Annotated in this window: 26 protein-coding genes; 13 read left to right on the top strand and 13 right to left on the bottom strand. The window is 72.0% G+C overall.

What is annotated here, in order from left to right; translation table 11 throughout:
• Positions 1 to 51 precede the first annotated feature (51 nt).
• The 3 genes from B5D60_RS12415 to B5D60_RS12405 are packed head-to-tail and all read left to right on the top strand — an operon-like array spanning position 52 to position 2,083.
• Positions 52 to 729, top strand: coding sequence for a histidine phosphatase family protein (locus B5D60_RS12415; RefSeq protein ID WP_078700458.1), 678 nt, complete (start codon positions 52 to 54; stop codon positions 727 to 729).
• Between the two features lie 47 nt (positions 730 to 776).
• Complete coding sequence (locus tag B5D60_RS12410; RefSeq protein WP_078700457.1) at positions 777 to 1,334, top strand: DUF3090 domain-containing protein; 558 nt, start codon at positions 777 to 779, stop codon at positions 1,332 to 1,334.
• The gene (locus tag B5D60_RS12405) at positions 1,334 to 2,083 is read left to right on the top strand and encodes an SCO1664 family protein (RefSeq protein ID WP_078701418.1); all 750 of its coding nucleotides are present in this window, start codon (positions 1,334 to 1,336) and stop codon (positions 2,081 to 2,083) included. The genes B5D60_RS12410 and B5D60_RS12405 overlap by 1 nt, the downstream gene beginning before the upstream one ends.
• Positions 2,084 to 2,152: 69 nt before the next feature.
• On the opposite strand, the gene B5D60_RS12400 is transcribed toward B5D60_RS12405, so the two are convergent.
• Together B5D60_RS12400 and B5D60_RS12395 are read right to left on the bottom strand one after the other, a co-directional pair.
• Positions 2,153 to 2,725: a hypothetical protein gene (locus B5D60_RS12400; RefSeq protein ID WP_078700456.1), complete on the bottom strand. Its 573-nt coding sequence runs from the start codon at positions 2,723 to 2,725 to the stop codon at positions 2,153 to 2,155.
• Between the two features lie 189 nt (positions 2,726 to 2,914).
• Positions 2,915 to 4,516 carry an AMP-binding protein gene (locus B5D60_RS12395; protein ID WP_172806360.1) on the bottom strand — a complete coding sequence of 534 codons (1,602 nt, stop codon included), beginning with the start codon at positions 4,514 to 4,516 and terminating at the stop codon, positions 2,915 to 2,917.
• A gap of 251 nt (positions 4,517 to 4,767) precedes the next feature.
• Here B5D60_RS12395 and B5D60_RS12390 point away from each other — a divergent pair, with 251 nt between their 5' ends.
• Entirely contained in the window at positions 4,768 to 5,481 is a 714-nt protein-coding gene (locus tag B5D60_RS12390; protein WP_172806359.1) for an SDR family NAD(P)-dependent oxidoreductase, read from the top strand.
• 14 nt (positions 5,482 to 5,495) lie between these two features.
• Here B5D60_RS12390 and B5D60_RS12385 read toward each other — a convergent pair whose 3' ends face one another.
• On the bottom strand, positions 5,496 to 6,581 hold the full coding sequence (locus B5D60_RS12385) for a class I SAM-dependent methyltransferase (RefSeq protein WP_078700453.1): 1,086 nt from the start codon (positions 6,579 to 6,581) through the stop codon (positions 5,496 to 5,498).
• Positions 6,582 to 6,677: 96 nt separating this feature from the next.
• On the opposite strand from B5D60_RS12385, the gene B5D60_RS12380 reads away from it, so the two are divergent.
• Positions 6,678 to 7,601 (top strand): LysR family transcriptional regulator, encoded by a 924-nt coding sequence (locus B5D60_RS12380; protein ID WP_078700452.1) that lies wholly within the window; start codon positions 6,678 to 6,680, stop codon positions 7,599 to 7,601.
• Here B5D60_RS12380 and B5D60_RS12375 read toward each other — a convergent pair.
• Together B5D60_RS12375 and B5D60_RS12370 are read right to left on the bottom strand one after the other, a co-directional pair.
• Positions 7,590 to 8,465, bottom strand: coding sequence for an LLM class flavin-dependent oxidoreductase (locus tag B5D60_RS12375; RefSeq protein ID WP_172806358.1), 876 nt, complete (start codon positions 8,463 to 8,465; stop codon positions 7,590 to 7,592). The genes B5D60_RS12380 and B5D60_RS12375 overlap by 12 nt on opposite strands.
• Positions 8,466 to 8,648: 183 nt before the next feature.
• Positions 8,649 to 9,785, bottom strand: coding sequence for an acyl-CoA dehydrogenase family protein (locus B5D60_RS12370; protein WP_153303002.1), 1,137 nt, complete (start codon positions 9,783 to 9,785; stop codon positions 8,649 to 8,651).
• A gap of 87 nt (positions 9,786 to 9,872) precedes the next feature.
• Between B5D60_RS12370 and B5D60_RS12365 the strand changes: the two genes are divergently transcribed.
• The gene (locus tag B5D60_RS12365; RefSeq protein ID WP_078700450.1) at positions 9,873 to 10,649 is read left to right on the top strand and encodes an SDR family NAD(P)-dependent oxidoreductase; all 777 of its coding nucleotides are present in this window, start codon (positions 9,873 to 9,875) and stop codon (positions 10,647 to 10,649) included.
• Between the two features lie 47 nt (positions 10,650 to 10,696).
• On the top strand, positions 10,697 to 11,236 hold the full coding sequence (locus tag B5D60_RS12360; RefSeq protein WP_078700449.1) for a cysteine hydrolase family protein: 540 nt from the start codon (positions 10,697 to 10,699) through the stop codon (positions 11,234 to 11,236).
• A gap of 27 nt (positions 11,237 to 11,263) precedes the next feature.
• On the opposite strand, the gene B5D60_RS12355 is transcribed toward B5D60_RS12360, so the two are convergent.
• From B5D60_RS12355 to B5D60_RS12335, 5 genes are read right to left on the bottom strand one after another with little or no spacing between them, the layout of a single operon-like run.
• Positions 11,264 to 11,485: a hypothetical protein gene (locus tag B5D60_RS12355; protein WP_078700448.1), complete on the bottom strand. Its 222-nt coding sequence runs from the start codon at positions 11,483 to 11,485 to the stop codon at positions 11,264 to 11,266.
• Between the two features lie 4 nt (positions 11,486 to 11,489).
• Positions 11,490 to 12,125 carry a methyltransferase gene (locus B5D60_RS12350; protein ID WP_078700447.1) on the bottom strand — a complete coding sequence of 212 codons (636 nt, stop codon included), beginning with the start codon at positions 12,123 to 12,125 and terminating at the stop codon, positions 11,490 to 11,492.
• Positions 12,125 to 12,988 (bottom strand): SDR family oxidoreductase, encoded by an 864-nt coding sequence (locus B5D60_RS12345; RefSeq protein ID WP_078700446.1) that lies wholly within the window; start codon positions 12,986 to 12,988, stop codon positions 12,125 to 12,127. The genes B5D60_RS12350 and B5D60_RS12345 overlap by 1 nt, the downstream gene beginning before the upstream one ends.
• The gene (locus B5D60_RS12340; protein ID WP_078700445.1) at positions 12,981 to 13,196 is read right to left on the bottom strand and encodes a CDGSH iron-sulfur domain-containing protein; all 216 of its coding nucleotides are present in this window, start codon (positions 13,194 to 13,196) and stop codon (positions 12,981 to 12,983) included. The genes B5D60_RS12345 and B5D60_RS12340 overlap by 8 nt, the downstream gene beginning before the upstream one ends.
• The gene (locus tag B5D60_RS12335; RefSeq protein ID WP_078700444.1) at positions 13,196 to 14,173 is read right to left on the bottom strand and encodes an iron-containing redox enzyme family protein; all 978 of its coding nucleotides are present in this window, start codon (positions 14,171 to 14,173) and stop codon (positions 13,196 to 13,198) included. Before B5D60_RS12335 ends, B5D60_RS12340 begins: the two co-directional genes overlap by 1 nt.
• 150 nt (positions 14,174 to 14,323) lie before the next feature.
• Between B5D60_RS12335 and B5D60_RS12330 the strand changes: the two genes are divergently transcribed.
• The 6 genes from B5D60_RS12330 to gdhA all read left to right on the top strand — a co-directional run bounded on the left by B5D60_RS12330 (position 14,324) and on the right by gdhA (position 20,091).
• Complete coding sequence (locus tag B5D60_RS12330) at positions 14,324 to 14,503, top strand: hypothetical protein (protein ID WP_078700443.1); 180 nt, start codon at positions 14,324 to 14,326, stop codon at positions 14,501 to 14,503.
• 7 nt (positions 14,504 to 14,510) lie between these two features.
• Positions 14,511 to 16,037 carry an FAD-dependent oxidoreductase gene (locus B5D60_RS12325; protein ID WP_078700442.1) on the top strand — a complete coding sequence of 509 codons (1,527 nt, stop codon included), beginning with the start codon at positions 14,511 to 14,513 and terminating at the stop codon, positions 16,035 to 16,037.
• Positions 16,038 to 16,153: 116 nt separating this feature from the next.
• Positions 16,154 to 16,834, top strand: a complete 681-nt coding sequence (locus B5D60_RS12320) for a sigma-70 family RNA polymerase sigma factor (RefSeq protein WP_078700441.1) — start codon at positions 16,154 to 16,156, stop codon at positions 16,832 to 16,834.
• 45 nt (positions 16,835 to 16,879) lie between these two features.
• Positions 16,880 to 17,590, top strand: a complete 711-nt coding sequence (locus B5D60_RS12315) for a GAF and ANTAR domain-containing protein (protein WP_078700440.1) — start codon at positions 16,880 to 16,882, stop codon at positions 17,588 to 17,590.
• An 81-nt stretch (positions 17,591 to 17,671) separates the two neighbouring features.
• A complete protein-coding gene (locus B5D60_RS12310; RefSeq protein WP_078700439.1) occupies positions 17,672 to 18,625 on the top strand; it encodes an NAD(P)H-dependent flavin oxidoreductase in 954 nt (317 codons plus the stop codon).
• A gap of 131 nt (positions 18,626 to 18,756) precedes the next feature.
• Positions 18,757 to 20,091 (top strand): NADP-specific glutamate dehydrogenase, encoded by a 1,335-nt coding sequence (gene gdhA, locus B5D60_RS12305; RefSeq protein ID WP_197684480.1) that lies wholly within the window; start codon positions 18,757 to 18,759, stop codon positions 20,089 to 20,091.
• 113 nt (positions 20,092 to 20,204) lie between these two features.
• Here gdhA and B5D60_RS16965 read toward each other — a convergent pair whose 3' ends face one another.
• The 3 genes from B5D60_RS16965 to B5D60_RS12295 are packed head-to-tail and all read right to left on the bottom strand — an operon-like array spanning position 20,205 to position 23,661.
• Positions 20,205 to 20,369: a DUF5302 domain-containing protein gene (locus B5D60_RS16965; RefSeq protein WP_197684315.1), complete on the bottom strand. Its 165-nt coding sequence runs from the start codon at positions 20,367 to 20,369 to the stop codon at positions 20,205 to 20,207.
• Positions 20,370 to 20,423: 54 nt separating this feature from the next.
• A complete protein-coding gene (locus tag B5D60_RS12300) occupies positions 20,424 to 22,919 on the bottom strand; it encodes a DUF6351 family protein (RefSeq protein ID WP_078700437.1) in 2,496 nt (831 codons plus the stop codon).
• A gap of 52 nt (positions 22,920 to 22,971) precedes the next feature.
• Positions 22,972 to 23,661, bottom strand: coding sequence for a hypothetical protein (locus tag B5D60_RS12295; protein ID WP_078700436.1), 690 nt, complete (start codon positions 23,659 to 23,661; stop codon positions 22,972 to 22,974).
• Positions 23,662 to 23,667: the final 6 nt, after the last annotated feature.

Here is a 23,667-nt window from a genome sequence, read left to right as displayed (position 1 = left end):
GCCCAGCGGTGTGCGGCGTGCGCCACAGCGGGTCCCGCTAGGGTCGGAGGCATGTCGATCGTCCTGCTCGTCCGGCACGGACGGTCCACCGCGAACACCTCGGGCACGCTGGCCGGCCGGCTCCCCGACATCCACCTCGACGAGCTCGGTCTCACGCAGGTCGAGGCCACCGGCGCACGGCTGGCCGACCTCACCCTGGCCGACGTCGTCACCAGCCCTCTCGAGCGCTGCCGCGAGACCGCCGCCGCGATCGCCGGTCGCCACGGCATCGAGCCCACGGTCGACGAGGCCATCACCGAGTGCGGGTACGGCGACTGGCAGGGCCGGACGCTGAAGGACCTCGCCGCCGAGGATCTGTGGAAGACGGTCCAGCACCATCCCGCCGCGGCCGCCTTCCCCGGCGGGGAGTCGCTGGCCGCGATGCAGGCACGCGGCGTGGCGGCGATCCGCGGGCACGACGCCCGGATCGAGGCCGAGCACGGCGCCCACGCCGTGTGGGTCGCCGTCTCCCACGGTGACGTGATCAAGGCCGTCCTGGCAGACGCCCTCGGCATGCACCTCGACCTGTTCCAGCGGCTGCACGTCGATCCCGCCTCGGTGTCGATCGTGCGCTACGGCGCCCGCCGGCCCGACGTCGTGGCCGTCAACACCTCCGCCGGCGACCTGTCGTGGCTGCGTGCGCCGGCCCCTGCGGAGGACGCCGCCGTCGGTGGTGGCGCGGGCCGCTGAGACCCCGCGGCCCAGCGCTCTCGCGACCGGGCTCCTAGCATGGGCACATGGCTCAACGGGTGCACGAGTTCGACTGGCCCGACCGTCTCGTGATCGGCACGGTCGGCCGTCCCGGTGAGCGGTCCTTCTACCTCCAGGCGCGGGCGGGCGAGCACGTCGTCAGCGCACTGATGGAGAAGGAGCAGTCGGCCACGCTGGCCGAGAAGCTCGACGAGGTGCTCGACGAGCTGATGGCGCAGGACGGCAACCCGTTCAGCGTGCCGGCCGCGGCGCCCGAGGGTCTCGACGACCACGCACCGCTGGACGCCCCCGTGGTGGAGCAGTTCCGCGTGGGCATCCTCTCCCTGGGCTTCGACCCCACCACGGCCCAGGTCGTCATCGAGGCGTTCCCCCTGGTGGAGGACTCCCCCGAGTCGCTCCTCGAGCCCGAGCAGGACGGCCCCGCCGAGGTGCTGCACGTGAGGATCCCCGTCGGCGCGGCACGCTCGTTCTGCAAGCGCACGCGCGAGGTGGTGGGCGCCGGCCGCCCCGTCTGCCCGCTGTGCCTCGACCCGATCGACGACGACGGCCACGTCTGCCGTCCGGCCGACGACGACGCCTGGTGATGCTCGAGGGTGACCTCGAGCTGGAGGGCCGCGTCCTCCCGGCGTCGAACGCGACCTTCGTGGGCCGCATCGGGGGCGTGCGCGTGGTCTACAAGCCCGTCGCGGGCGAGCGCCCGTTGTGGGACTTCCCGGGCGTCGTCCTCGCGCGGCGCGAGATCGCCTCGCGGCTGGTCTCGGAGGCGACGGGATGGAACGTCGTGCCGCCCACGTGGTGGGCCGACGGCCCGCACGGACCCGGCATGCTGCAGCTCTGGCAGGACGCCGACCCCGACGCCGAGGCCGTCACGCTGGTCCCGGCCGACGACCGGCCAGGTGGCTGGTGCCACGTCCTCGACGGGCTGGACGCCGAGGACCGCCCCGTCTCCCTCGTGCACGAGGACTCCCTCGGCCTGCGGCGGATGGCCGTCTTCGACGCGCTGGTCAACAACGCCGACCGCAAGGGTGGTCACGTGCTCGCGATGCCGGACGGCCACCGGTACGGGGTCGACCACGGACTGACCTTCCACGAGGAGCCCAAGCTGCGCACGGTCCTGTGGGGCTGGCTCGGGGCGGCGCTGACCGAGGACGAGATCTCCGGGGTCAGCCGGGTGCGCGAGGGCCTCGCCGCCGAGCTCGGCGAGGAGCTCGAGGAGTGGCTCGGCGAGCGTGAGCTGGCGGCGCTGGTCCGTCGGTGCGACCGGCTGCTGGCCCAGCGCGTCTTCCCCTCTCCCGAGGGCGAGATGCCCGCCGTGCCCTGGCCGCCCTTCTGAGGCCACTGCCCTGACCCGGCATGGCAACGGCCGCCCGGTGGTACCGGGCGGCCGTTCCTCTCCTGCGGGTCAGATGGTGGCCAGCTCCGCCTCGCGGGTCTTCGCGTGCCGCAGGCCCAGCACCGAGAGCACGGCCAGCAGCGCGGCTCCGAGGAAGGAGGCGATGGCGGCGAGCCCGGCGATGAGGCCCATGGTGCCGAACGCGTAGGCGTTCAGGAGCAGCCCGCGCAGGGTGTTGCCCATGAAGAGCGACTGGCGCAGGGCGGCGACCTCCTGGCCGGCCTCGGACGCCTTCTCCTGGTCGGTCAGCTGCATGAACTCACCGCTGACCTCCTCGTACGTGCGGTTCCCGCTCGAGGCGTTCATGTGGGCGAGGATGTAGTGGTCGGCGAAGGCCCGGGCCTCGGCGCCGGTGTCCAGCGGGCTGCCGGCGTAGGGCTCGAGGGCCTTCCGGTCCGCGTCGGAGAGGCTCTTGATCGCCTCGCCCTCGGGCATCGTGATGCGCTGCGACACCAGTTGCGACTGCACCTGGTCCTCGATGAAGAAGTGGGCCCAGGAGGCCAGTCCACCGGCGACCACCAGCAGGGCTGCCAGGACCAGTCCGGTCCACGAGATGAGCTTGTCGAATGCCGAGCGGCGCATGATCTGTTCCTCCTGTGCGGTGACACCGCGTCGTTGCGGCGTCACCACCGACGCTACGGAGCCGCGCGCGTCGGCGGATGGGGCGAACGGACCCACCTGGCCGGGACCTTCGTCCCGGGTGCGTAGTGACCGCGCACGACGACGCCCGGCCCCCGCGAGGGGACCGGGCGTCGCTGTGCGCTGCGGGGCTCAGGCCTGGGTCTGGAACTCCGGCAGGTTGCGCTTCATGACCTTGCCCGTGGGGTTGCGGGGCAGCTCGTCGAGGAACATCACCGCGCGCGGCACGGCGAAGCGGGCGACGTGCTCCTTGGAGTACTCCACGACCTCCTCCTGCGTGAGGGTCTCGCCCTCGCGCGGCACCACGTACGCGGCGAGGCACTGGCCCCACTGCGGGTCCGCGATGCCCGTGACGACGACGTCCTGGACCTTCGGGTGCTCGATCAGCGCGTCCTCCAGCTCGCGGGGGAACACGTTCTCGCCGCCGGAGATCACCATGTCGTCGTCGCGACCGGCGACGAACAGGCGGCCCGCCTCGTCGAAGTAGCCGAGGTCGCCCGAGTGCATGAGGCCGTCGCGGAAGTCCTTCGTGCGGCCGTCGGTGTACCCGGCGAACATCATCGAGTTGCCGACGTAGATGACACCCGTCTCGCCCTGCGGCACCTCGTGGCCGTTCTCGTCGAGCACCTTGACCACGGTGTGCCACGGCACGCGGCCCGCGGTGCCGGGCGCGTCACGCAGGTCCTTCGGGTCGGCGATCGAGACCCAGCCGGTCTCGGTGGCGCCGTAGAAGTTGTAGACCGAGTCGGTGAACGTGTCCATGAAGTGCGTCGCGAGCTCGCCGGCCAGCGCCGAGCCGCTGGAGGCGGTGATCTGCAGGCTGGAGACGTCGCTGCTCTTGATCACCTCGGGATCGGCGTCGACGAGACGCTGCATCATGAGCGGCACCACGACCAGGACCTTGGCCCGGTGGGTGTCGATGTCGCGGATGACCTGCTCGGGCACGAAGCGGCGTCGCAGCACGTAGGTGGGCACCGTCGAGAGGCCGAACCCGAAGTTCAGCAGGCCCCACGAGTGGAAGAGCGGCGCCGCGATCACGACGGTGGAGTTGCCCTCGTACGGGATGGACCCGAAGAAGGTCAGCAGCGGCTCGAGGTTCTCGGGCTCCTTGCGCTTGGCACCCTTGGGCAGGCCGGTCGTGCCCGAGGTGAAGATCACGATGCCGCCGGGCTTCTCGGGCTTCGGGTGGTCCGCGGCCGACTTGCCGGCGGCGAGACCGCTCAGCGTGGGCAGGCCGTGGGTGTCGTCGTCCTCCCACGCCACGACCAGCAGGTCGCGGTCGATCTCGCCGGCGACGGGCAGGAACTCCTGGTCGAGGATGACCATCTTGGCGCTCTCGCGCTTGGTGAGCTCGCTGAGCTGGCCGGCGCTGGCCATCGTGTTGAGCAGCAGCATGCGGCCGCCCATCTGGCTGATCGCGACCATGGCGATCACCATGTGACGGTGGTTGCGGCACAGCACGGCGATCGGGTCGCCGGGCACGAAGCCGCGGTCCTTGAGTGCCTGCGTGACGCGGTTGACCGCGTCGCTGGTCTCACGCCAGGTCAGCTGACCCGCGTCGTCGATGATGGCGACCTGCTGAGGCTTGCGCGCCGCGGCGGCACCGACGGCCGACGGGAAGCCCGGGCCCCAGGCCGCGAGCTTCTTGCCTGCCTTCACCAGCCGGACGGGGTTCTGGGCCTTCAGCAGGCCGATCCTGCGCAGCACCTTCAACTTGTAACCGAGGTCGCCCATCATCTCTCCAGATTCCTGTGTGTACCGGCGGGTAGTGTGACGTAGGTTACCAGCGGGTCACTTGATCGCGTGAGCGCGTTGTCCAAGATGCGGCGTGGATCACACTTCGCCCGTCCAGGCAGCGCGGCGAGACTGTAACCGAGAGTGACGTTTCTCCCCCGAAACTCGCTCGAATGCCAACGGTTTTCAGATACCCGAGGAATGTCGCCGAAACCCTCGTGCCGACGGCCTCCTGCGCGCAGGATGGGCGGGTGGACGCAGAGACGTCCGGGACGGGAGTGCTCCGAGTGACTGGCACGGTGGCGGTGGTGACGGGTGGCGCGGGGGCCGTGGGACTGGCCTCGGCGAAGCTGCTCGCCCGCGACCACCACGTGGTCCTGAGCGACAGCCGGGGAGAGCGACTCAGCCGCGCGCTCGACGAGCTGGACTCCCTCGGCGTCTCGGCCGAGTCGATCGTCGCCGACGTCACCGACCGCGCGTCGGTGGAGGCGCTCATGCTCGCGGCCCGTCAGGCCGGGCCCATCGCCTCGGTGGTGCACGCCGGCGGCGGCGCCACGGCCGACGCCTCGCCCGAGGACATCGTGCGGGCTCGCGTCCTGGGCACCATGAACGTCACCGCCGCCACCCTGGCCGTCGCCGGACTCGGCACGACGCTGGTCCACGCGTCGGCCCACTCCCCCGCCCTCGTGCTCCCGGCCCTGCCGCGGTGGGTCTTCCGCCTCGCACCGACCGATCCCGAGGGACTCGTCACCGCCCTGACCCGTCTCGCGACCCTCGGTCCCGCACGGCGCGCACCGGCGGCGGCGCACGCCCTGAGCACCTCGTTCCTGCAGTGGTACGCCGGCCGGATGTCCGAGACGTTCGACGCCTGCGGCGCGCGACTGAGGTCGACCGCCGCCGAGTCGGTGATCGACCTCTGCCGCGCCGACCTGGCAGCGACGCCCACCCGCAGCGCCGTGGCCTGATCGGCAGGCCTGCGTCAGCCGCTCCTGCGCGCCAGCATCACGCGGTGGAACGGCGTCGTGGCCACCGTCTCGCACGAGGTGAAGCCGGCGCCGGTGACGATCTCCCGCACCCGGGCGGGACCGGCCTGCGTGCCGATCGCGGCCGCACCCTCCTGCGAGAGCGAGGCCGGCGTGCACAGCAGGGTGGAGAACCCGTAGTACGCGCGGCCGACCGGGTTGAAGTTGTCCTGCGGCGCGTCGCCGGCCATCGGCTCGACGATGAGCCAGCGGCCGCCGTCGGCCAGCAGGCGGTTCACGTGTCGCGCGGCACCGTCGGGATCGCCCATGTCGTGCAGCGCGTCGAACGTCGTGACGAGGTCGAAGCCCTCGCCGCCGGCCTCCGCCGCGAGCGAGGTCTCGAAGGTCGTGTTCGCGCCGACGCCGGCGTCCTCGGCCCGGCGACGCGCCACCTCGATCGACGGCTCGTGGTAGTCCGACCCGACGAAGCGGGACTGCGGGAACGCCTGCGCCATCAGCACCGTCGACGCGCCGTGACCGCATCCGATGTCGGCCACGCGGATGCCACGCCTCAGGTCCTCGTCGAGCTCGGCCGCCGGCAGCCACGCATCGACCAGGTACGCCTGGTAGGACGGCGCGAAGAAGCGCTCGCACCCGTCGATCACGTCGTCGCCGTGCTCGTGCCAGCCGACCCCCGTGCCGCGGCGCGCCGCCTCGGCCAGCCGGCCGGCGTCGGCCACGGTCCCGAGCGCGATCTGGAACAGCCCCGGCAGGTAGGCCGGGCTCGAGGGATCGGTCAGCGCCACGGCGTGCTCCGCGGGCAGGGTGAAGCGCCCCGACGCCTCGTCGAGCTCGATGAAGCCGCCGGCGGCCTGGGCATGGCACCACTCGCGGGCGTAGGGCTCGGCGGTGGAGGTGCGCTCGGCCAGCTCGGCGGCGGTGAGCGGCCCGTGCTCGGCCAGCGTGCGGTAGTAGCCGAGCTCGTCGCCGAGGACGACGAGTGCGGTGTTGAGGGTGGCGCCGACCTCCTCGACGGCGCGGAAGACGAACGCCATGAGGCGGTCCTGGTCGATCGTCGGGGCGGGGGTCTGCTGCGTGGTCATGGTGACTCCTGAGGGGCTCGTCCGGGGGCTCCCCCAGCATGCGTTCGCCCCGGATCCGCAGGCTGTTCCGGTGCTACAGTCCGATAAGTGGAACTGATGCGATCGGTTTCCTCGCTGCGCGTGCTCGCAGCCCTCGACGGTGCCGACTCCTTCTCCGCCGCCGCGGACCGGCTCGGCATGTCGCAGTCGGCCGTCAGCCAGCACGTCGCCGCTCTCGAGCAGCAGGTCGGCCTTCCCCTCGTCCAACGCGGCACCCGGCCCGTCGACGTCACGGTGGCCGGCCGGGTCCTCGCCGGCCACGCCACCGCCGTGCTGGCTCGGCTGGAGGCCGCCGGACTCGACCTGGAGGAGCTGGCGGGCCACCACCACCGCCGCCTGCGCGTGGGCGGCTTCCCCACCGCGCTGGCCACGTTCGTCCCCCGGGCGCTGGCGCTGCTGGCCATCCAGTCGCCGGACGTCACGTTCACGGTCGTCGACGACCACCTGCAGGGTCTCGTGCCACGACTGCTCAACCGCGAGCTGGACGTGGCCCTGGTGTTCGACGACAGCGTCGAGCGCCGGCTCCCGGGCCTCGACGACGGGGTGGAGCTGACATCGCTCTTCCTGGACCCCTACCGGCTGCTCGTGCCGCGGTCGCACCGGCTGGCCGCGCGAAAGGGCGCGCTGTCGCTGGCCGACCTCGACCAGGAGACGTGGGTCGGGGGCGGCTCGGCGAGCACCTGGTTCCAGATCGTCCGAGGTCGCTGTCGCGCCGTCGGGTTCGAGCCGCGCGTGGGCATCGCGTCGGACGACTACCTCGCCGTGCAGGCGTTCGTCGCGGCCGGCCTGGGCATCGCCGTGGTCCCGGGGCTCGTGGCGTCGCGCCGGATCGCGGGGGTCGAGGTGCGGATGCTGCAGGATCCGGCCCCGACCCGCGAGGTCATGGTCGCGTGCCCGGTGGACCCGTTCCGACCGGCCGCGGCCACCACGATGGTGGCGCTGCTCCGGCGCGTCACCGCCGGCCGTTCCTCACCCGGTTGAGACCGGGGGCGCCGCCACCACGTGCGGCAGGACGTCCTCGGCGAGCCGTCGGAGCTGGCGCGACTCGTCGCCCACGGGCCAGAAGTGCACGCGTCGGCAGCCCTGCGCGGCGTACTCGGACAGCAGCTCCGCGCACGTCTCGGCCGGGCCGACGCACACCCGACCGCGCAGCGTCTCGGGGTCGCGGGCGAGGGCGGGCGCCAGCAGGCTCGCCAGCACCCGCTCGGCGACCCGGGTGTCCTGCGTGACCCAGGTCCACATCGTGACGAGCGCGTGAGGCGGCTCGGCGCGGCCGAGCCGGTGGCACGCCTGCGCCAGGCTCTCGCGGGTGCGCCCGAACTCCGACGGGGTGGTGTGGAACGCCGAGGCCAGCCAGCCGTCGCCGCACCGGGCCACCCGGTCGATGCCGGCCGGCGAGCCCCAGCTGGCCACCCAGAGGGGCACCTGCGCCCGGGACCCGTGCCGGGCGAGCTGGGCCCTCAGCACCCCGAGGGCCGCGTCGAACCGTGTCCACCGCTCCTCCCACGGGACGTCGGCGAGGGCGTAGTCCGACCGCGACGATCCTGGCCCGACGCCCGCCACGACGCGTCCCGGAGCGAGCCGCTCGAGGGTCAGCATCGCCGCCCCGAAGGAGCGCGCGCCGCGCAGCACGGGCAGCGCCGCGCTGGTGACGAGCTCCATCTCGCCCGAGCGTGCGGCCGCGGCGGCCAGCAGCACGAGCCCGTCGGCCCACGGGCTCGGGAAGGTCAGGTGGTCGTTGGCCGACAGCGCGGCGAACCCCAGGTCGCGGGCGGCGTCGACCACCTCCGCGAGGTGGGAGCCGTCCAACGGCGTCGCGGTGAAGTCGATCTGCGGGAGGTGCACACCGGCATCCACCCGCCCACCGTCGCACGGGCCGGGGTCAGCTCCCGTCCTGATCGCTCCCCGGGCCCCCGCGCCCCCTGGCCACTTTTGGAACGGGATCAACGTCGATGTGTCCGGAGAACGTGCATCCTGATCCAAAAGTGGGCAGCGACGGGCGGCGAGGGGGTGGGCTGGTGCCGCGGGTCAGCCGCGCTTCTTGAGGTCGCGCCCGATGACGAGGCGCTGGATCTGGTTGGTGCCCTCGAAGATCTGCATCACCTTCGTCTCGCGCATGTACCGCTCGACGGGGAAGTCCTTCGTGTAGCCGGCGCCGCCGAGGACCTGCACGGCGTCGGTGGTCACCCTCATCGCGTTGTCGGTGGCGACGAGCTTCGCGATCGCGGCCTGCCGCGAGAAGGGGCGGCCGAGGTCGCGCAGCCGCGCGGCCGCCAGGTAGGTGGCCCGCGCGGACTCGACAGCCGCCGCCATGTCGGCCAGCAGGAACGTCAGGCCCTGGTGGTCGATGATCGGCACGCCGAAGGCCTCGCGCTCCTTGGCGTAGGCGACCGCGGCGTCGAGGGCGCCCTGCGCGACGCCGGTGGCGACCGCGGCGATCCCGAGCCGTCCCGAGTCGAGCCCGGCCAGCGCGATCGCCAGCCCCTGACCCTCGTCGCCGAGGCGTCGCTCCACCGGCACCCGGACGTCGTCGAACAGCATCGTCGCGGTGGTCGAGCCCATCAGGCCCATCTTGTCCTCGGGCACGTCGGCCGTAAGGCCCTCGGTGTCGGCGGGAACCAGGAAGCAGGTGATGCCGGCTTCGGCGCGCGCCATCACCTTGTAGTAGTCGGCCTGTCCACCGTGGGTGGTCCAGGCCTTCGCGCCGCGGATGACGTAGTCGTCGCCGTCGCGGCGGGCGGTGGTGCGCATCGCGCCAGGATCGGAGCCGGCGTGCGCCTCGGACAGGCAGTACGCCCCCAGCAGCTCGCCACCGAGCATGTCCGGCAGCCAGCGCTGCTTCTGCTCGGGCGTGCCCGCGTGGTCGAGGCCGAAGCAGCTCAGCGCGTGCACACTCGTGCCCACGCCGACACTGGCCCAGGCGATCGCGATCTCCTCGACGACCTGCAGGTAGACCTCGTACGGCTGACCGCCTCCACCGAGCTCCTCGCCGTACGGCAGGCCCAGCAGGCCGGCGCGGCCCAGCGTGCGGAAGATGTCGCGCGGGAAGGTGCCCGACCGCTCGTCAGCATCGACACGCGGTCGCAGCTGGTCGTCCACGATCTGGCGCGTCAGGGCGATCAAATCGTTCGCCTCGTCGCTGGACATCAGACGATCCACGGCCACGGCTGTCCTCCTGGGGTGCGTCGGTCTGGGTGAGTCGGTCGGCGGCTCCTCCAGCATGGACCACCGCGCGGATGATTGGATCAGGGCATGGACATCAGTGGAGCATCAGCCATCGTCACCGGCGGAGCCTCGGGCATCGGCGCGGCCGTCGTCCGCCAGCTCGCCGCGAAGGGCGCCCGCGTGGTCGTCGCCGACCTCAACGACGAGGCCGGCCGGGCCCTCGCGAACGAGGTCGGGGGCGTCTTCATCCACGTCGACGTGACCGACACCGACCAGATCCAGACGGCGGTCGCCGCGGCCGAGGAGCTCGCGCCGCTGCGCGTCCTGGTGAACTCGGCCGGCATCGGCTGGGCCCAGCGCACGGTCGGTCGCGACGGGCAGTTCGAGTCGGCGCACGACCTCGACGCCTACAAGAAGGTCATCGCGATCAACCTGATCGGCACCTTCGACGCGATCCGTCTCGCCGCCACCGCGATCGGCCGCACCGAGCCGCTGGAGTCCGGCGAGCGCGGCGCGATCTGCAACTTGGCCTCCGTCGCGGCGTTCGACGGCCAGATCGGCCAGGCGGCGTACTCGTCGTCGAAGGGCGGCGTGGTGGGCATGACCCTTCCCGTGGCGCGCGACCTCGCGGCCATCGGCGTGCGCGTCAACACCGTGGCCCCGGGCCTCATCGACACCCCGATCTACGGCGAGGGCGAGGCGGCCGAGCAGTTCAAGGCCAAGCTCGGCGAGTCGGTAAACTTCCCCAAGCGCCTGGGACAGCCCGACGAGCTGGCCAGCATGGTCGTCGAGTGCGTCACGAACTCGTACATGAACGGGGAGACGGTCCGCGTCGACGGCGCGATCCGGATGCCCCCGCGCTGACCGGCACTCGCCGGGCAGCGGCCGCGGGCCGACGGCACAATGGCCCCATGCGTGCTCTCGTGATCATCGACCTGCAGGAGGACTTCCTCGACCCCCCGGGCCTGCGCGAGCAGCGGTCCCAGATCGTCCGCGCCGTGCAGAGCTGGACGGACTGGGCGCGTGACCATGACGTGCCCATCGTGGAGGTCCGCACCGTGCTGCCCGAGGACAAGATGACCTGGGCACTCAACATGCGCGACGACGACCAGCCGGTCGCGCTCGAGGGCACGAAGGGCGCCGAGACGCTCACCGAGCTGGACCTGCGCCCGGACCTCGAGCTCACGAAGCGGCGCGACGACGCGTTCCACGGCACCGACCTGCTGGAGCGCCTGCGCGAGCTCGGCGTGGACGAGCTCGTCCTCGCCGGTGTGGTCACCGAGGCGTGCATCGCGATGACCGCCGCGACCGCCTACGCGCACGACTTCCGGGTGCAGATCGCCGACGGCGCGGTCACCTCGGCCGACGAGCAGGCCCACGTGGCCGCGTTGAAGTGGCTGCGCGAGCAGTACCGCCAGGACGTGGTCTCCCCCGAGGACCTCGCCGACTGACGAGGTCCCGCACCGGGGCGACGAGACTCAGTCGTCGTCGCCGGGCCCGCCGGTGCCCGGGTCGTCGGTGACAGGCAGGTCGGGGACGCCTTCGGGGCCCTCGACGCCGGGCACCGTCTCGGTGCCGGCCTCCTGCTCGTCGCCGCCCGGCTCGCTCACGTTCTGGTGCTGCGGGTCCACCGTGAGGTCGTCGGCCAGCTTGTCGGCCTTGCCCTCGGCCTGGTCACCGTTCGCGGGAGTGCTGTTCATCGGTTCATCCTTCCGTCGTGCGACGCAGCAGCAGGACCGCTCCGCCGTCGAACTGTCGGCTCTCGTCGATCGACAGGCCACACGCCGCGGCGTCGACCGCGAGCTCGCGACCCTGGGCCTCGTCGCGCAGCTGGAGCAGGGCCGCACCTCCACGGACGAGGTGCCGCCCGATGACCGTCAGGCACTCGCGAGCGAGGTCGAGCCCGTCGGAGCCCCCGTCGATCGCGGTGAGTGGATCCTCGGGGAACTCGCTCACGCCGTCCGAGGGGAGGTACGGCGGGTCGGCGATGACCAGCGCGAACCGCTCGTCGGGCATGAGGGCCTCGGCCATCGCGCCGTGGCGGATGTCGGAGTCGACGCCCCACACGCGGGCGTTGCGCGAGGCCCACACGCAGGCGTGCAGGTCGGCGTCCACCTGCACGAGGTGACGACCGGTGCCGGCCACGGCGAGCAGGCCGATGTGGCCGGCGCCCGCGCACACCTCGAGCACCGGGCCCGCGGGCACCGTGTCGAGCAGCTCCCGCGCCCACAGCGACTGGGCCTCGGTCCACGGGCGAGGCGTCAGGACGCGCTCGTCGTGGCCGATCGGCCGGCCGCCGAAGGTCGTCGTCCGCGCCTGCGGCTCGGAGGCCTGGAGCATCAGAAGACCGGCTTTCCGCCGGTGACGCCCAGGACGGTGGCCGAGACGTAGCTGGCCTCCCGCTCACTCGCCAGGAACACGAACGCACCCGCGAGCTCGGCCGGCTGGCCGGCCCGGCCCAGCGGCGTGTCGGAGCCGAACTGCTCGATCTTCTCCTCGGGCTGCGTCGCGGGCTGCAGCGGAGTCCAGATCGGGCCCGGCGCCACCGCGTTGACCCGGATGCCCCGCGGACCGAGCTCGGCCGCCAGGTTCACCGTCAGGTTGTTGATCGCGGCCTTCGTGGACGCGTAGTCCAGCAGGCTCGTCGACGGCTCGTACGCCTGGATCGACGAGTTGTTGATGATGCTCGACCCGCGGCCGAGGTGCGGCAGGGCGGCGCGGACGAGCCACAGCAGCGCGAACACGTTCGTCGTGTACGTGCGCTCGATCCGCTCGTCGTCCATCTGCTCGAGGCCCTCGTCGCGGGCCATCTGGAAGCCGGCGTTGTTGACCAGGACGTCGAGTCCGCCCAGGCCGTCGTGGGCCTGCGCCACCACGCGGTCGCACGTCGCGCTGTCGCGCAGGTCGGCCTCGATCGGCAGGCTCGTGCGTCCCGCCTCCTCGATCAGCCGCGACGTCTCGCGGGCGTCCTCGACCTCCTCGGGCATGTAGGTGAACGCCACGTCGGCACCCTCGCGGGCGTAGGCGATGGCGACCGCCCGGCCGATGCCGGAGTCACCGCCGGTGATGAGCGCCTTGCGCCCCTCGAGCCGGTTCGACCCGACGTAGCTCTCCTCGCCGTGGTCCGGCCGGGGCTCCATCGGCTCGGTCAGTCCCGGGGGCTCCTGCTGCTGTGCCGGGAATCCGTCCTGTTCCTCACTCATCGCGATCTCCTTCCTCGTCGAACCTGGTCCTGATCAGCTGGTGCGTCGCATCGCACCACGGCAGCGACGCCGACTTGCCGCACCGGCACACGGCACTGACGGGCCGCTCGGTGCGGTGCACCTCGCCGTCCGGGGCGTGGACCCCGATGTCCCCACGGATCAGCAGTGGCCCGTTCGGGACCACGCTGACGTCGACCTTGCGCGCCATCAGACACCCCACCTCTCGAACATCGCCTCGGCGAAGCGGCTCTCCTGGTCCAGGCACGTGAACACGCCGAAGGCGACGTCCTCGGCCAGGTGCGGCTCCGCCTCGACGAGCGCACCGGCGATGAAGCGCGCCGCGGTCTGCTCGTGGACGGCGTCGGCCTCGACGTGCTCGTCGTAGTAGGCCGCCATCTCCTCGGGGAGGCCGAGGCGGCGCAGGCCGCGCGACATCCGCCGCGACGGTCCCGAGCTGGAGGCCTCGAACGCCACGAGGTGACCGACGGCGGCGCCCCGCAGGCGGCGCTGGAGGCCGAACATCGTGAGGGTCACGTTCATCTCCAGCACCTCGACCGGCACGTCGTCGATCGCCGCGTTCTCCCGCGTGTCGAGCCCGAGCGCCTTCATGCCGTCGGCGAACAGCTGCGCGTGGAGGCGCTCGGGTCGCCCGCCGCCGTACTCGTCGTACTGCAGCTCGGCCAGCGCGGCGCGCGAGGGACCCGGCAGCCGGGGCACCGTCCACGCCGTCGGGTCGGCCTCCTTGAGGTGGTAGATCGAGCGCAACCACAACAGCTCACGGACCTGATCGGCCGTCGCGGCGCGCTGGACGAACTCCGCGAGCGACCGGCCCTCGTCGGCCCGCACGTAGTCGAGCAGCACGTCCGGATCGGCGGACTCGGGGAGCCTGCCCTCCGCGCGCTCGCGCAGTCGCGCCTCGAGGTCGCGCTCGACGTCATTGCGGACCGCGATCAGCTCGGGCGTCCACTCGGCGTCCTCCACCTCGGCGAAGCCACGATGGTGCAGCTCGTGCGCGATCCACACGGTGAGGAGTCCGTCCTCGATGCTCGAGGGCCTGACCTTCGGCACGCGGTCCCACGGCATTCCCCCGGTCAGGGCAGCGACGGTCGCGGCACTCAGGTCGCCACGGGGCTGGGGCAGGGTCGAGGTCGTCGCCCGGCTGCCGGCGAGGACGGCTGATGGCATCCGCGGTCCTTTCGATCGAGACGGAGGTCACGGAGTACGTACCCCCAGACGGGCGGCTCATGCGCCGGCCCGCGCAGCCATCGTGCCCCGACGCATGGATCATCGCGAGTCGGGTACGTGAACCATGTCCGACCGCATGAGGAGGATCACATGACCACCCCGCATCCCGACGCGCCCGCCGAGGGCCCCGACCCGGCCGACCCCGCCACCGAGCCGAGCAACCCGATCGAGCCCGACGAGCCCGCATCGCCCGAGAAGAGCGACGACGGTGACGGCGGCGCCGAGAACCTCGTCGTCACCGACCCCACGGCGCCGGCGTCGCGGGTCTGAGCCGCCGATGACCGAAGACAACCGACCCCTGTGGCTGGTGCCCGCCGACGTGTCCGGCCACGACGCGCTTCCCGACGACTGTGACGACCTCGTGGTCGGCGCGGGCGTCGTCGGGCTGACCACCGCCCTCCTGCTGGCGCGCGCCGGCCGGAGGGTGTGCGTGGTCGAGGCCCGCTACGTCGGCGCCGGGTCCACCGGACACAGCTCGGCCAAGGTGTCGCTGCTGCAGGGCACGCGCCTGTCGACCCTGCTCGAGGACCACTCACGCGACGTCGTGCAGGCGTACGTCGACATGAACCGCGCCGGGTTCGAGTGGCTGGTCGACTTCGCCGAGCAGCACGACGTCCGGATCCACCGGCGGACGGCCGCGACCTTCGCCGCCAGCCCCACCGAGACGTCGCGCGCGCGAGCCGAGCTCGTCGCCGCGACGTCGGTGGGCCTGCCCGTCGAGTGGACCGAGGATCCGGGCCTCCGCGTGACCACGCACGGGGCCGTCACCCTCGCCGACCAGGCGCAGGTCGACCCCGGGTCGCTCCTCGCGGCCCTCGCCGCCGAGCTTCGGGCGAACGGCGGCTCGCTGGTGGAGCACGCCCGCGTCCTGCACGTCGACTGGCTCGGCTCGCCCACCGCCCACGTCAGCGGCGGCCGCAAGGTCCGTGCCGAGTCCCTCGTCGTCGCGACCGGCTCGCCGATCCTGGACCGCAGCCTGGCCTTCAGCGACCTCGAGCCGCAGCGCTCGTACGTGGTCGGCTACGAGCTGCCCGATCCGCCGCAGGTGATGGGGCTGTCGACGGGCTCGCCCTCGGTCTCGCTGCGCGACGCGCTGACCGAGGACGGACGCCCCGCGCTGCTCGTCGGCGGCTTCGGGCACGGCGTCGGGCGGACCGAGTCCGAGCGCGACCACGTCGAGATGATCCGCGCGTGGACGGCCGAGCACTTCCCCGACGCCCGCGAGGTCGCGGCGTGGTCGGCGCAGGACTACACGACGGCCGACGGGCTGCCGCGCTTCGGCAGGATGCCGCGCGGCGGCGACCGGATCCGCTTCGCGACCGGCTTCGCCAAATGGGGCTTCACCAACGGCACCGCCGCCGCGATCGCCATCGCCCTCGACATCCTCGGCGACCGGCTGCCGTGGGTGGAGGAGGTGGTCGACCACTCCTCTCCCCTGCTCTCGGCGCGCGGGCGGGCCGTGATGAACGCCAAGGTCGCCAAGGAGGTCGCGACCGGAGCCGCCCGGGTGATCGCCGCGTCCCCGAGGACCCTGCAGCCGGGTGAGGGCGACGTGCACCGCGACGGCGTCCGCGTCGTCGCGGAGTCGCGCTCGGAGGCCGGCACCTGTCGGGTGCAGGGACTCTGCACGCACCTCGGCGGGGTGCTGCGGTGGAACGACCACGAGCGCTCGTGGGACTGCCCGCTGCACGGGTCGCGGTTCTCCCCCGAGGGCGAGGTCCTCAACGGCCCCGCGACGAAGCCCCTCAAGCGTCTGGACGTCCAGGAGGAGGTCGAGGGGAAGGACGACCGGCTCGGTGGCTGAGGTCGCGCGGGCGCCCGCCTCGACGATCGCTCGTGTTGCCGAGTCACCCCAGGCGTGTGACGCTGAACTCGGTTGAACGCCCAGCCTCGAGGAGTCGCTCCAGCATCGGAGAATCCATGGCTGTGCTGTCCGAACACCCCGCCGGAACGAGTTCCGAGGACCTCGTCCTCGACCATCTCTCCCTCGCCAGCGCGTTGGCCCATCGCTTCACCGGCCGCGGTGTGGACACCGAGGACCTCGTGCAGGTCGCGCGCCTCGCTCTCGTGAAGGCCGCAGGCCGCTACGACCCTGCTCAGGGGCCGTTCCCGCCGTACGCCACCGCCACGATCCAGGGTGAGCTGAAGCGCCACTTCCGCGACCGGGCGTGGATGGTGCGCCCGCCCCGCCGCATCCAGGAGATCCAGGCCCTGATCGTCAGTGAACAGCTGCCCGAGCTCACGAGCGCGAACCTCGAGGAGATGGCCGCACGCATCGGGGTCGCTCCCTCGGACCTGCGCGACGCCACCGTCGCCCGCGGGTGCTTCCAGCCCGAGTCGATGGACGACGTCACGCATGGTCGTCGCGAGCTCGCGACGACCGATGACGGCCTCGAGCTCGTGGACGAATGGCTCAGCGTGGCGCGCTGCCTGCGCGAGCTGAACCGTGACGAGCGCGAGCTGTTGCACTGGCGCTTCGTGGAGGGACTGACGCAGCAGGCGATCGCCGATCGCCTCGGCATCAGCCAGATGCAGGTGTCACGTCGGCTCGCGAAGGTGCTGTCGGCAGTCCGCCGGCACCCGGATGTCGCCGCGGCATGACCTGAGGAACCCACCAGCAGAGGACCTGCCAGAGGAGGGACATTCGTGACCGGCCGATCGCAGCAGCCTGAGCCCGTCCCGGGAATCATCGACCTCCCGGAGAAGGTCTCCGACCTGTCACGGGCCGGGGCCGCGGAGGCCACGATCGCCTCGGTCCTGTGCCACCTCCAGGCCGCGGTGGGTGCCGAGCACGGCGGTGCCCTGCTCCTGGGTCCGGGGAACGCGATCGAGACGGCCACCGGCTCGGACGACATCGTCGAGCGAGCCGACGCGATCCAGGCGGACCTGGGAGAAGGTCCCGATCTCACGCTCCTCGACGGGCGCGAGTCGCTCCTGGTGCCCGACACCCTCAGTGAGGCACGGTGGCCGCGGTGGGCCGAGGCCGTCGCGGCGCTCGGGCTGCGCAGCCTCATCAGCGTGAGGCTTTCCACCCGCGACCGCGTGCTCGGCAGCGTCAACCTCTACTCCCGGCGCCCGCGCGCCTTCGCCGACGGCGACCGGGAGCTCGCGGAGAGCCTGGCACGCCGCGCGGCGGTCACGGTGTCCGCCTCGCTGACGGCGCGCGACCTGCCCGCCGCCATGGACTCGCACGTCCTGATGGGGCAGGCGCAGGGCATCGTGATGGAGCGCTTCGACCTCACGAGCGACGAGGCGTTCGCCGTGCTGCTGCAGCACTCGCAGCGCACGGACACGAAGCTGCGCTCGGTCGCCCAGCAGGTCGTGGACGGCTACCCGATCCCCGTCGAGCCTGCCTGACGCCCCACGCGAGGTGTTGTGGACCGTCTCCGCTGCCGGTACTATGCAACTTGTTGCAATAGTCCCGGCCCGGAGGTCTCCATGTCCCTGCCCACCGTCCTGCAGAACCGGCTCTCGCTGCCCGTCGTGGCGTCCCCGATGTTCATCGCCTCGGGCCCCGAGCTCGTCATCGCCCAGTGCAAGGCCGGCGTGGTGGGCTCGTTCCCCGCGCTGAACGCGCGCCCCGCGTCGCTGCTGGGCGACTGGCTCGACCGCATCGAGTCCGAGCTCGCGGGCACCGACGCCGCGCCGTTCGCCGTGAACCAGATCGTGCACCGCTCGAACAACCGCCTCGACGAGGACATGGCCACGATCGTCGAGCACCAGGTGCCCATCGTGATCACGTCGCTCGGCGCTCGGCCCGAGATCAACGAGGCCGTCCACTCCTACGGCGGCATCGTGCTGCACGACATCATCAACAACCGCTTCGCGCACAAGGCCATCGAGAAGGGCGCCGACGGCCTCATCGCCGTGGCCGCCGGAGCCGGCGGTCACGCCGGCACCCTCTCCCCCTTCGCGCTCGTGCAGGAGATCCGCCAGTGGTTCGACGGCCCGCTGCTGCTCTCGGGCTCGATCGCGCACGGCCGCTCCGTGCTGGCCGCGCAGGCCGCCGGCGCCGACCTGGCCTACGTCGGCTCGGCCTTCCTGGCCACCGACGAGGCCAACGTCGTGGACGGCTACAAGCAGATGATCGTGGAGAGCTCGGCCGACGACATCGTCTACTCCGACCTGTTCACCGGCGTGCACGGGAACTACCTCCGGGGCAGCATCGAGGCCGCCGGCCTCGACCCGCGGAACCTGCCTGCGGGCGATCCCTCCACCATGGACTTCGGCTCCGGCGGCACCACGGACGCCAAGGCGTGGAAGGACATCTGGGGCGCCGGCCAGGGCCTGGGCGCCGTCGACGCGACCGTGCCCGCCGCCGAGCTCGTCGCCCGGCTCACGCGCGAGTACGACGCCGCCAAGCGCGAGCTGCTGGCCGCCGTCCCGGCCTGAATCGGACGGCCCGCGCCGCGCTCCCGTCACCGGGGGCGCGGCGCGGTGCGTTCGTCGCATGAGGCAGGCTGGTTCCCGCACGCCACGAAATGTGAACGTAACAAAGCAGACGGGAATGAAGCCTGGTGACCCTGCACGAGAGCCTCGGAACGATCTACGACGAAGTGCTCCACCGGAACCCCGGGGAGACCGAGTTCCACCAAGCCGTGCGCGAGGTGCTGGACAGTCTCGGACCCGTCGTCACGAAGCTCCCGGCCTACACCGACGCGGCGGTCATCCGGCGCCTGTGTGAGCCGGAGCGCCAGATCATCTTCCGCGTCCCGTGGGTCGACGACCAGAACAACGTGCAGATCAACCGCGGCTTCCGGGTGGAGTTCAACTCGGCCCTCGGCCCGTTCAAGGGCGGCCTGCGCTTCCACCCCAGCGTCTACCTGGGCATCGTGAAGTTCCTCGGCTTCGAGCAGATCTTCAAGAACTCCCTCACCGGCATGCCGATCGGCGGCGGCAAGGGCGGCTCGGACTTCGATCCCAAGGGTCGCTCCGAGGGCGAGATCATGCGCTTCTGCCAGGCCTTCATGACCGAGCTGTACCGCCACATCGGCGAGTACACCGACGTCCCTGCCGGTGACATCGGCGTGGGCGGCCGCGAGATCGGCTACCTCTTCGGCCAGTACAAGCGGATCACCAACCGCTACGAGTCCGGCGTCCTGACGGGCAAGGGCATCACGTGGGGCGGCTCGCTCGTGCGCACCGAGGCCACCGGCTACGGCACCGTGTTCTTCGCCCAGGAGATCCTGCGCTCGCGCGGCGAGTCGTTCGACGGCAAGCGCGTCGTCGTCTCCGGCTCGGGCAACGTGGCGACGTACGCGATCGAGAAGCTGCAGCAGCTCGGCGCGATCGTCGTGGCCTGCTCGGACTCCAGCGGCTTCGTCGTGGACGAGCAGGGCATCGACCTCGAGCTGCTCAAGGAGGTCAAGGAGGTCCAGCGCGGCCGCATCTGCGACTACGCCGATCAGCGCGAGTCCGCGAAGCTCGGCGAGGGCTCGATCTGGAGCGTGCCGTGCGACATCGCGCTGCCGTGCGCCACGCAGAACGAGCTGGACGACAAGGACGCCGCCGTGCTCGCGCAGAACGGCTGCGCGATCGTGGCCGAGGGCGCCAACATGCCGTGCACGCCCGACGCCGTGCGCCTGTTCTCCGAGGCCGGCATCACCTTCGCCCCGGGCAAGGCCGCGAACGCCGGCGGCGTCGCGACCAGTGCCCTGGAGATGCAGCAGAACGCCTCGCGCGACCGCTGGTCGTTCGAGTACACCGAGGAGCGCCTCGCCGAGACGATGCGCGGCATCCACGACCGCTGCCTCGAGACCGCCGACGAGTACGACGCCCCCGGCAACTACGCCGCGGGCGCCAACATCGCCGGCTTCACGCAGGTGGCCGACGCGATGCTGGCCCTCGGCGTCATCTGACGCCAGTCCCTGACGCCCGATGTGCAGCGTTGCCCACCTGTTCTCGGGCGGATCCGCCTGAGAACGGTGGGCAACGCTTCACAGCTCGCGCGGCGGAGCCGCGGCAGTCGGGGTCAGGTCGCCTTGCGGCGGAACTCCGGCTGCTCGATCGGCTTCGTGGCGCCGTGCGACTTCTCGCTGCCGTCGTGCTCAGCACCTTCGGCGGTGGCGTGATGACGGTGCTTCTTCTTGTCGAGCGCCTCGCGGAACTTGGCCTTCATCTCTTCCGGATCGGTCACTGCGGCCTCCTCAGGTTGATTCCAACGTAGCCCGCCTCGCGGACCAATGCGCCGTCAGCCTCGCCCCTTGCCCCAGCCCCCGTGATGCCTCGGCTTGCCGACATCGGGCTTGCGGTAGTCGCACACGCCGTCGGGGAACACCTGCTCGAGGCGGGCCAACTCCGCGCGGCTGGGACGCCACGACCCGTAGAGCCCGGACCTCGCCGCCTTCGAGACCGGCTGCAGGGCGCACTTCCAGATCCCGCCCTCGTACGGGCCGCCGGCGACCCGGCGCGAGCTCGAGTAGATCGGGAATCGCTGGGTGCACTCCCCCGCGGCCCTGGAGTCGATGATCCCGCTCCAGACCCTCGGCCCCGCGGCGATCACGTCGCCGGAGGTCGTGAAGCACGTGTCCACCGCACGGGCCGGCTTGTTGCCCGAGACGCCGCGGCGCGGGTTCTTCGCGATGTTCGCCATCCACTCGTCGACCACCTCGAACGCGCGCAACGTCGGGTCGTAGTCCTGGGCCGGCCGGGCGTCGGCGAACCAGACGACCTGGTTCGAGGCGTCTCCGTCGACGTTGAGCATGCGCTGGCGGGAAGCGAAGGACTGCTGGGTGTTGTGCATGTCCAGCTCGTCCTCCAGGTACGGGCGCAGGTCGATGATCGGGATGTCGATGTCGCCCTGGAACTGCATGCCCGACGAGTAGGCGGCGCGGATCGCCTTCAGGTCGCCCTCGCGCCGGGGCGCGGGAGTCGTGCCGTCGGGGCTGAGGTTCATGTTCCGCGAGCTCCACGGGTCGAAGTTCTGCGGCGTCGTGGGGCCGTCGAACGGGGCACCCTCGGGCACCATGTCGCGCGACTCCTTCCAGCTGCCGACCTTGGCGTTCAGGTCGAGGAACTCCGCCGGGGTGATGACGCCGTCCTTCATCGCCTCCAGGCCGTACTGGACGCCCACGTTGTCCCAGGGCACCCGCGCGTAGCCGTCGGGCCCGGTGCCGTAGATGTTCACGAGGTCGGCGAAGTGGGTCCACTGCACGCCCTCGGTGCCCTGGGCGAGCTGGTCGAGGTCGTCCACGTCGGTGAACGTGGGGTTCAGGGCCAGCGGCGTGAGGCCGAACCAGCCGGGCTTGCACTCCATCAGCGGCGGCGCCGCCGAGCCGGGCGCCCGGTCCATGACCTGGTAGCCCAGCGCCTGCATCGCGCCGTACAGCTGGTTCCACTGCGCGATCTCGCCTGCCGAGAGGTTCTTCGGCTCCTTGGTGCCGTTCAGGCCGATGATCGCCTGCCGGACCTCGGGATCCCTCCACTTCGCGTTGGTGCGGTCGGTGGCGTCGAAGTAGTACTCCAGCAGCTCGCAGTCGCCCACGTGGATGACCTGCGTGACCATGTCGGGGTAGGAGTACTGCGGGATCGCCGCGTCGATGATCCCCGGGTGGTTCTGTGCGTAGACGTACTGCTGGATCGCGCCGCCCGAGCCACCGACGGCCACGGTGTAGTCGGGCACGCCGTAGGTCTCGATCGCGCGCTCCTTCAGCATCAGCGCGGTCTCGCCGCCGAGCTGCAGGTTGTAGTGCGTGCTGGTGCGGGTGCCGCTGGACCACATCACGCCGTAGCCCTGGCCGAGCAGGTCCGCGGGCAGCATCGCGCTGTCGCTCGTGGTGCCCTGCGTGTGGCCGATCGCCACACCGCCCTGGAAGCTGAACACGAGGCGGCGGTTCCACAGCGAGGCGTCGGGGCGCTCGGGGTCCGCCTCGCCCACGGGGGCCAGCGCCGCGATGCTGTAGACGAAGCGGTTCACGGTGCCGCGCTCCCAGCGCACGACGTACGGCACCGTCCGGCCCGCCTTCGTGGTGGTGGTGGCGATGTCCGACGGCGGGTTCGCGGGATCGTCGAGCCAGTGGAAGCGATCGTCGGTGGTGGACCGGTAGACGTAGCCGATGCGACGCTCGGCCGCGCAGTTCGCGCTCCAGCCCACCGTCTCGGCCGCGGCGGTCGGGTAGCCACGCCCGTCCTGCGGGTAGTCGCCGTTCGCGTCCTCGCGGGCCACCGCGATGCCCTGGCGGTCCTGGTTGTCCACGATCGGCTGGCCGAGGATCTTGCGTCCGTCGAAGCGACCCCGCGCCGTGGTGCACACGAACGGCTGCTGCTGCGGGCCCGAGAACATCGGGCCGGAGGCGGGATGGTTGGTGACCGTGAGCGAAGCCGCTCGAGCGCCCGACCGGGCGCCTCGGCGCACCTCGGCGCGCAGCGTGGTCCTGCCGGTGCGCAGGTCGCCGACGAGGCCGACCAGCGTGCGATCGGTGGTGACGGCGAAGGCATCGGTGACGTTCGTCGCGCCGGCGCGGATCACGACGTCGGCGGGCCTGACCTGCCGCGGCACGGTGACCTCGACCAGCGCGTCGCCCGCGGACACCTGGTGCGGAGCGCTGGAGAGCACCTCGATCCGCAGGGAGCTGCCGTGGCGCGGAGATCCGGCCTCGGCGGCCACCGTGGCGCCGGCGACGAGCGCCAGCCCGGCGGTGCCGACGAGGAGGACGAGACGAAGGGGACGACGCTGGTGGTGACGCATGCCTGGCTCCCAAAGGACTGCCCGAGATCCAATTCGAGCACCCTACTGTGACCTACGTCACATTGTCACGCACGGTGGACGCCGGCCCCTCGCCCCGATCCTCGCGGGCTCGTCGGTACGCCGGAGCGCGAAGCCGGCTCACCCAGTCGTAGTTGGCCAGGCCGGGGAGCAGCCGGCGCACGGGGTCGAAGGACGGCCTCACGTCCGTCTCGTGCAGCAGTCGCAGCACCGCGAAGGCCACCCAGGCACCCTGTCCCTCGGCCCGCAGCAGGACGTACCGACCCTCCCCCGTGGGAGCGGCGGCGAGCAGCAGCGGCCCCTCGGGGCCCTTGTACGGCAGCAGCGTCGTGGACAGGTGCCAGCCCGACGACTTCACCGGCCGGAGCAGGAAGCGGGTGAGTGGGCCGATCCCCGTGCTGGCGAGCAGGACGTCGGCGTCGTCCTGCTCCGGCAGCCGGATGGCGAGCCCTTGGAGGTCGGGCCAGCCGTGCGGCAGCCCAACGGCGGCGGACACGCGGACGATCGCCCGCTCGGTGCCCGGCTCGTCCAGCCAGGGCACGCCCGTGGGCAGCAAGGTGCCAGCGCGCGTCAGCTCCGCCTCCCAGACCGAGCCGCGCGGATGCAGTGGCTTGCGCGCCCTCCGCACGAGGGCGAGCGCGTGGGTGGCTCCCTCCAGCACCGCGCCGCCGGCCCGGGCGGCGATGCCGGGGACGGCGCCCAGGGCGCTCGGCAGTCGGCTCATGCGTGA

This window comes from Aeromicrobium choanae (assembly GCF_900167475.1).
In the GTDB taxonomy this organism is placed as follows: domain Bacteria; phylum Actinomycetota; class Actinomycetes; order Propionibacteriales; family Nocardioidaceae; genus Aeromicrobium; species Aeromicrobium choanae.
Note: the sequence above shows the minus strand (reverse complement) of the source record. Positions and strands in the feature narration are given on the sequence as shown.

Coding starts and splice junctions, on each gene's coding strand:
- B5D60_RS12415 (WP_078700458.1), top strand. CDS start 52: ATGTCGATCGTCCTGCTCGTCCGGCACGGACGGTCCACCGCGAACACC.
- B5D60_RS12410 (WP_078700457.1), top strand. CDS start 777: ATGGCTCAACGGGTGCACGAGTTCGACTGGCCCGACCGTCTCGTGATC.
- B5D60_RS12405 (WP_078701418.1), top strand. CDS start 1,334: ATGCTCGAGGGTGACCTCGAGCTGGAGGGCCGCGTCCTCCCGGCGTCG.
- B5D60_RS12400 (WP_078700456.1), bottom strand. CDS start 2,725: ATGCGCCGCTCGGCATTCGACAAGCTCATCTCGTGGACCGGACTGGTC.
- B5D60_RS12395 (WP_172806360.1), bottom strand. CDS start 4,516: ATGGGCGACCTCGGTTACAAGTTGAAGGTGCTGCGCAGGATCGGCCTG.
- B5D60_RS12385 (WP_078700453.1), bottom strand. CDS start 6,581: ATGACCACGCAGCAGACCCCCGCCCCGACGATCGACCAGGACCGCCTC.
- B5D60_RS12380 (WP_078700452.1), top strand. CDS start 6,678: ATGCGATCGGTTTCCTCGCTGCGCGTGCTCGCAGCCCTCGACGGTGCC.
- B5D60_RS12365 (WP_078700450.1), top strand. CDS start 9,873: ATGGACATCAGTGGAGCATCAGCCATCGTCACCGGCGGAGCCTCGGGC.
- B5D60_RS12360 (WP_078700449.1), top strand. CDS start 10,697: ATGCGTGCTCTCGTGATCATCGACCTGCAGGAGGACTTCCTCGACCCC.
- B5D60_RS12355 (WP_078700448.1), bottom strand. CDS start 11,485: ATGAACAGCACTCCCGCGAACGGTGACCAGGCCGAGGGCAAGGCCGAC.
- B5D60_RS12350 (WP_078700447.1), bottom strand. CDS start 12,125: ATGCTCCAGGCCTCCGAGCCGCAGGCGCGGACGACGACCTTCGGCGGC.
- B5D60_RS12345 (WP_078700446.1), bottom strand. CDS start 12,988: ATGAGTGAGGAACAGGACGGATTCCCGGCACAGCAGCAGGAGCCCCCG.
- B5D60_RS12340 (WP_078700445.1), bottom strand. CDS start 13,196: ATGGCGCGCAAGGTCGACGTCAGCGTGGTCCCGAACGGGCCACTGCTG.
- B5D60_RS12335 (WP_078700444.1), bottom strand. CDS start 14,173: ATGCCATCAGCCGTCCTCGCCGGCAGCCGGGCGACGACCTCGACCCTG.
- B5D60_RS12330 (WP_078700443.1), top strand. CDS start 14,324: ATGACCACCCCGCATCCCGACGCGCCCGCCGAGGGCCCCGACCCGGCC.
- B5D60_RS12325 (WP_078700442.1), top strand. CDS start 14,511: ATGACCGAAGACAACCGACCCCTGTGGCTGGTGCCCGCCGACGTGTCC.
- B5D60_RS12320 (WP_078700441.1), top strand. CDS start 16,154: ATGGCTGTGCTGTCCGAACACCCCGCCGGAACGAGTTCCGAGGACCTC.
- B5D60_RS12310 (WP_078700439.1), top strand. CDS start 17,672: ATGTCCCTGCCCACCGTCCTGCAGAACCGGCTCTCGCTGCCCGTCGTG.
- B5D60_RS12300 (WP_078700437.1), bottom strand. CDS start 22,919: ATGCGTCACCACCAGCGTCGTCCCCTTCGTCTCGTCCTCCTCGTCGGC.
- B5D60_RS12295 (WP_078700436.1), bottom strand. CDS start 23,661: ATGAGCCGACTGCCGAGCGCCCTGGGCGCCGTCCCCGGCATCGCCGCC.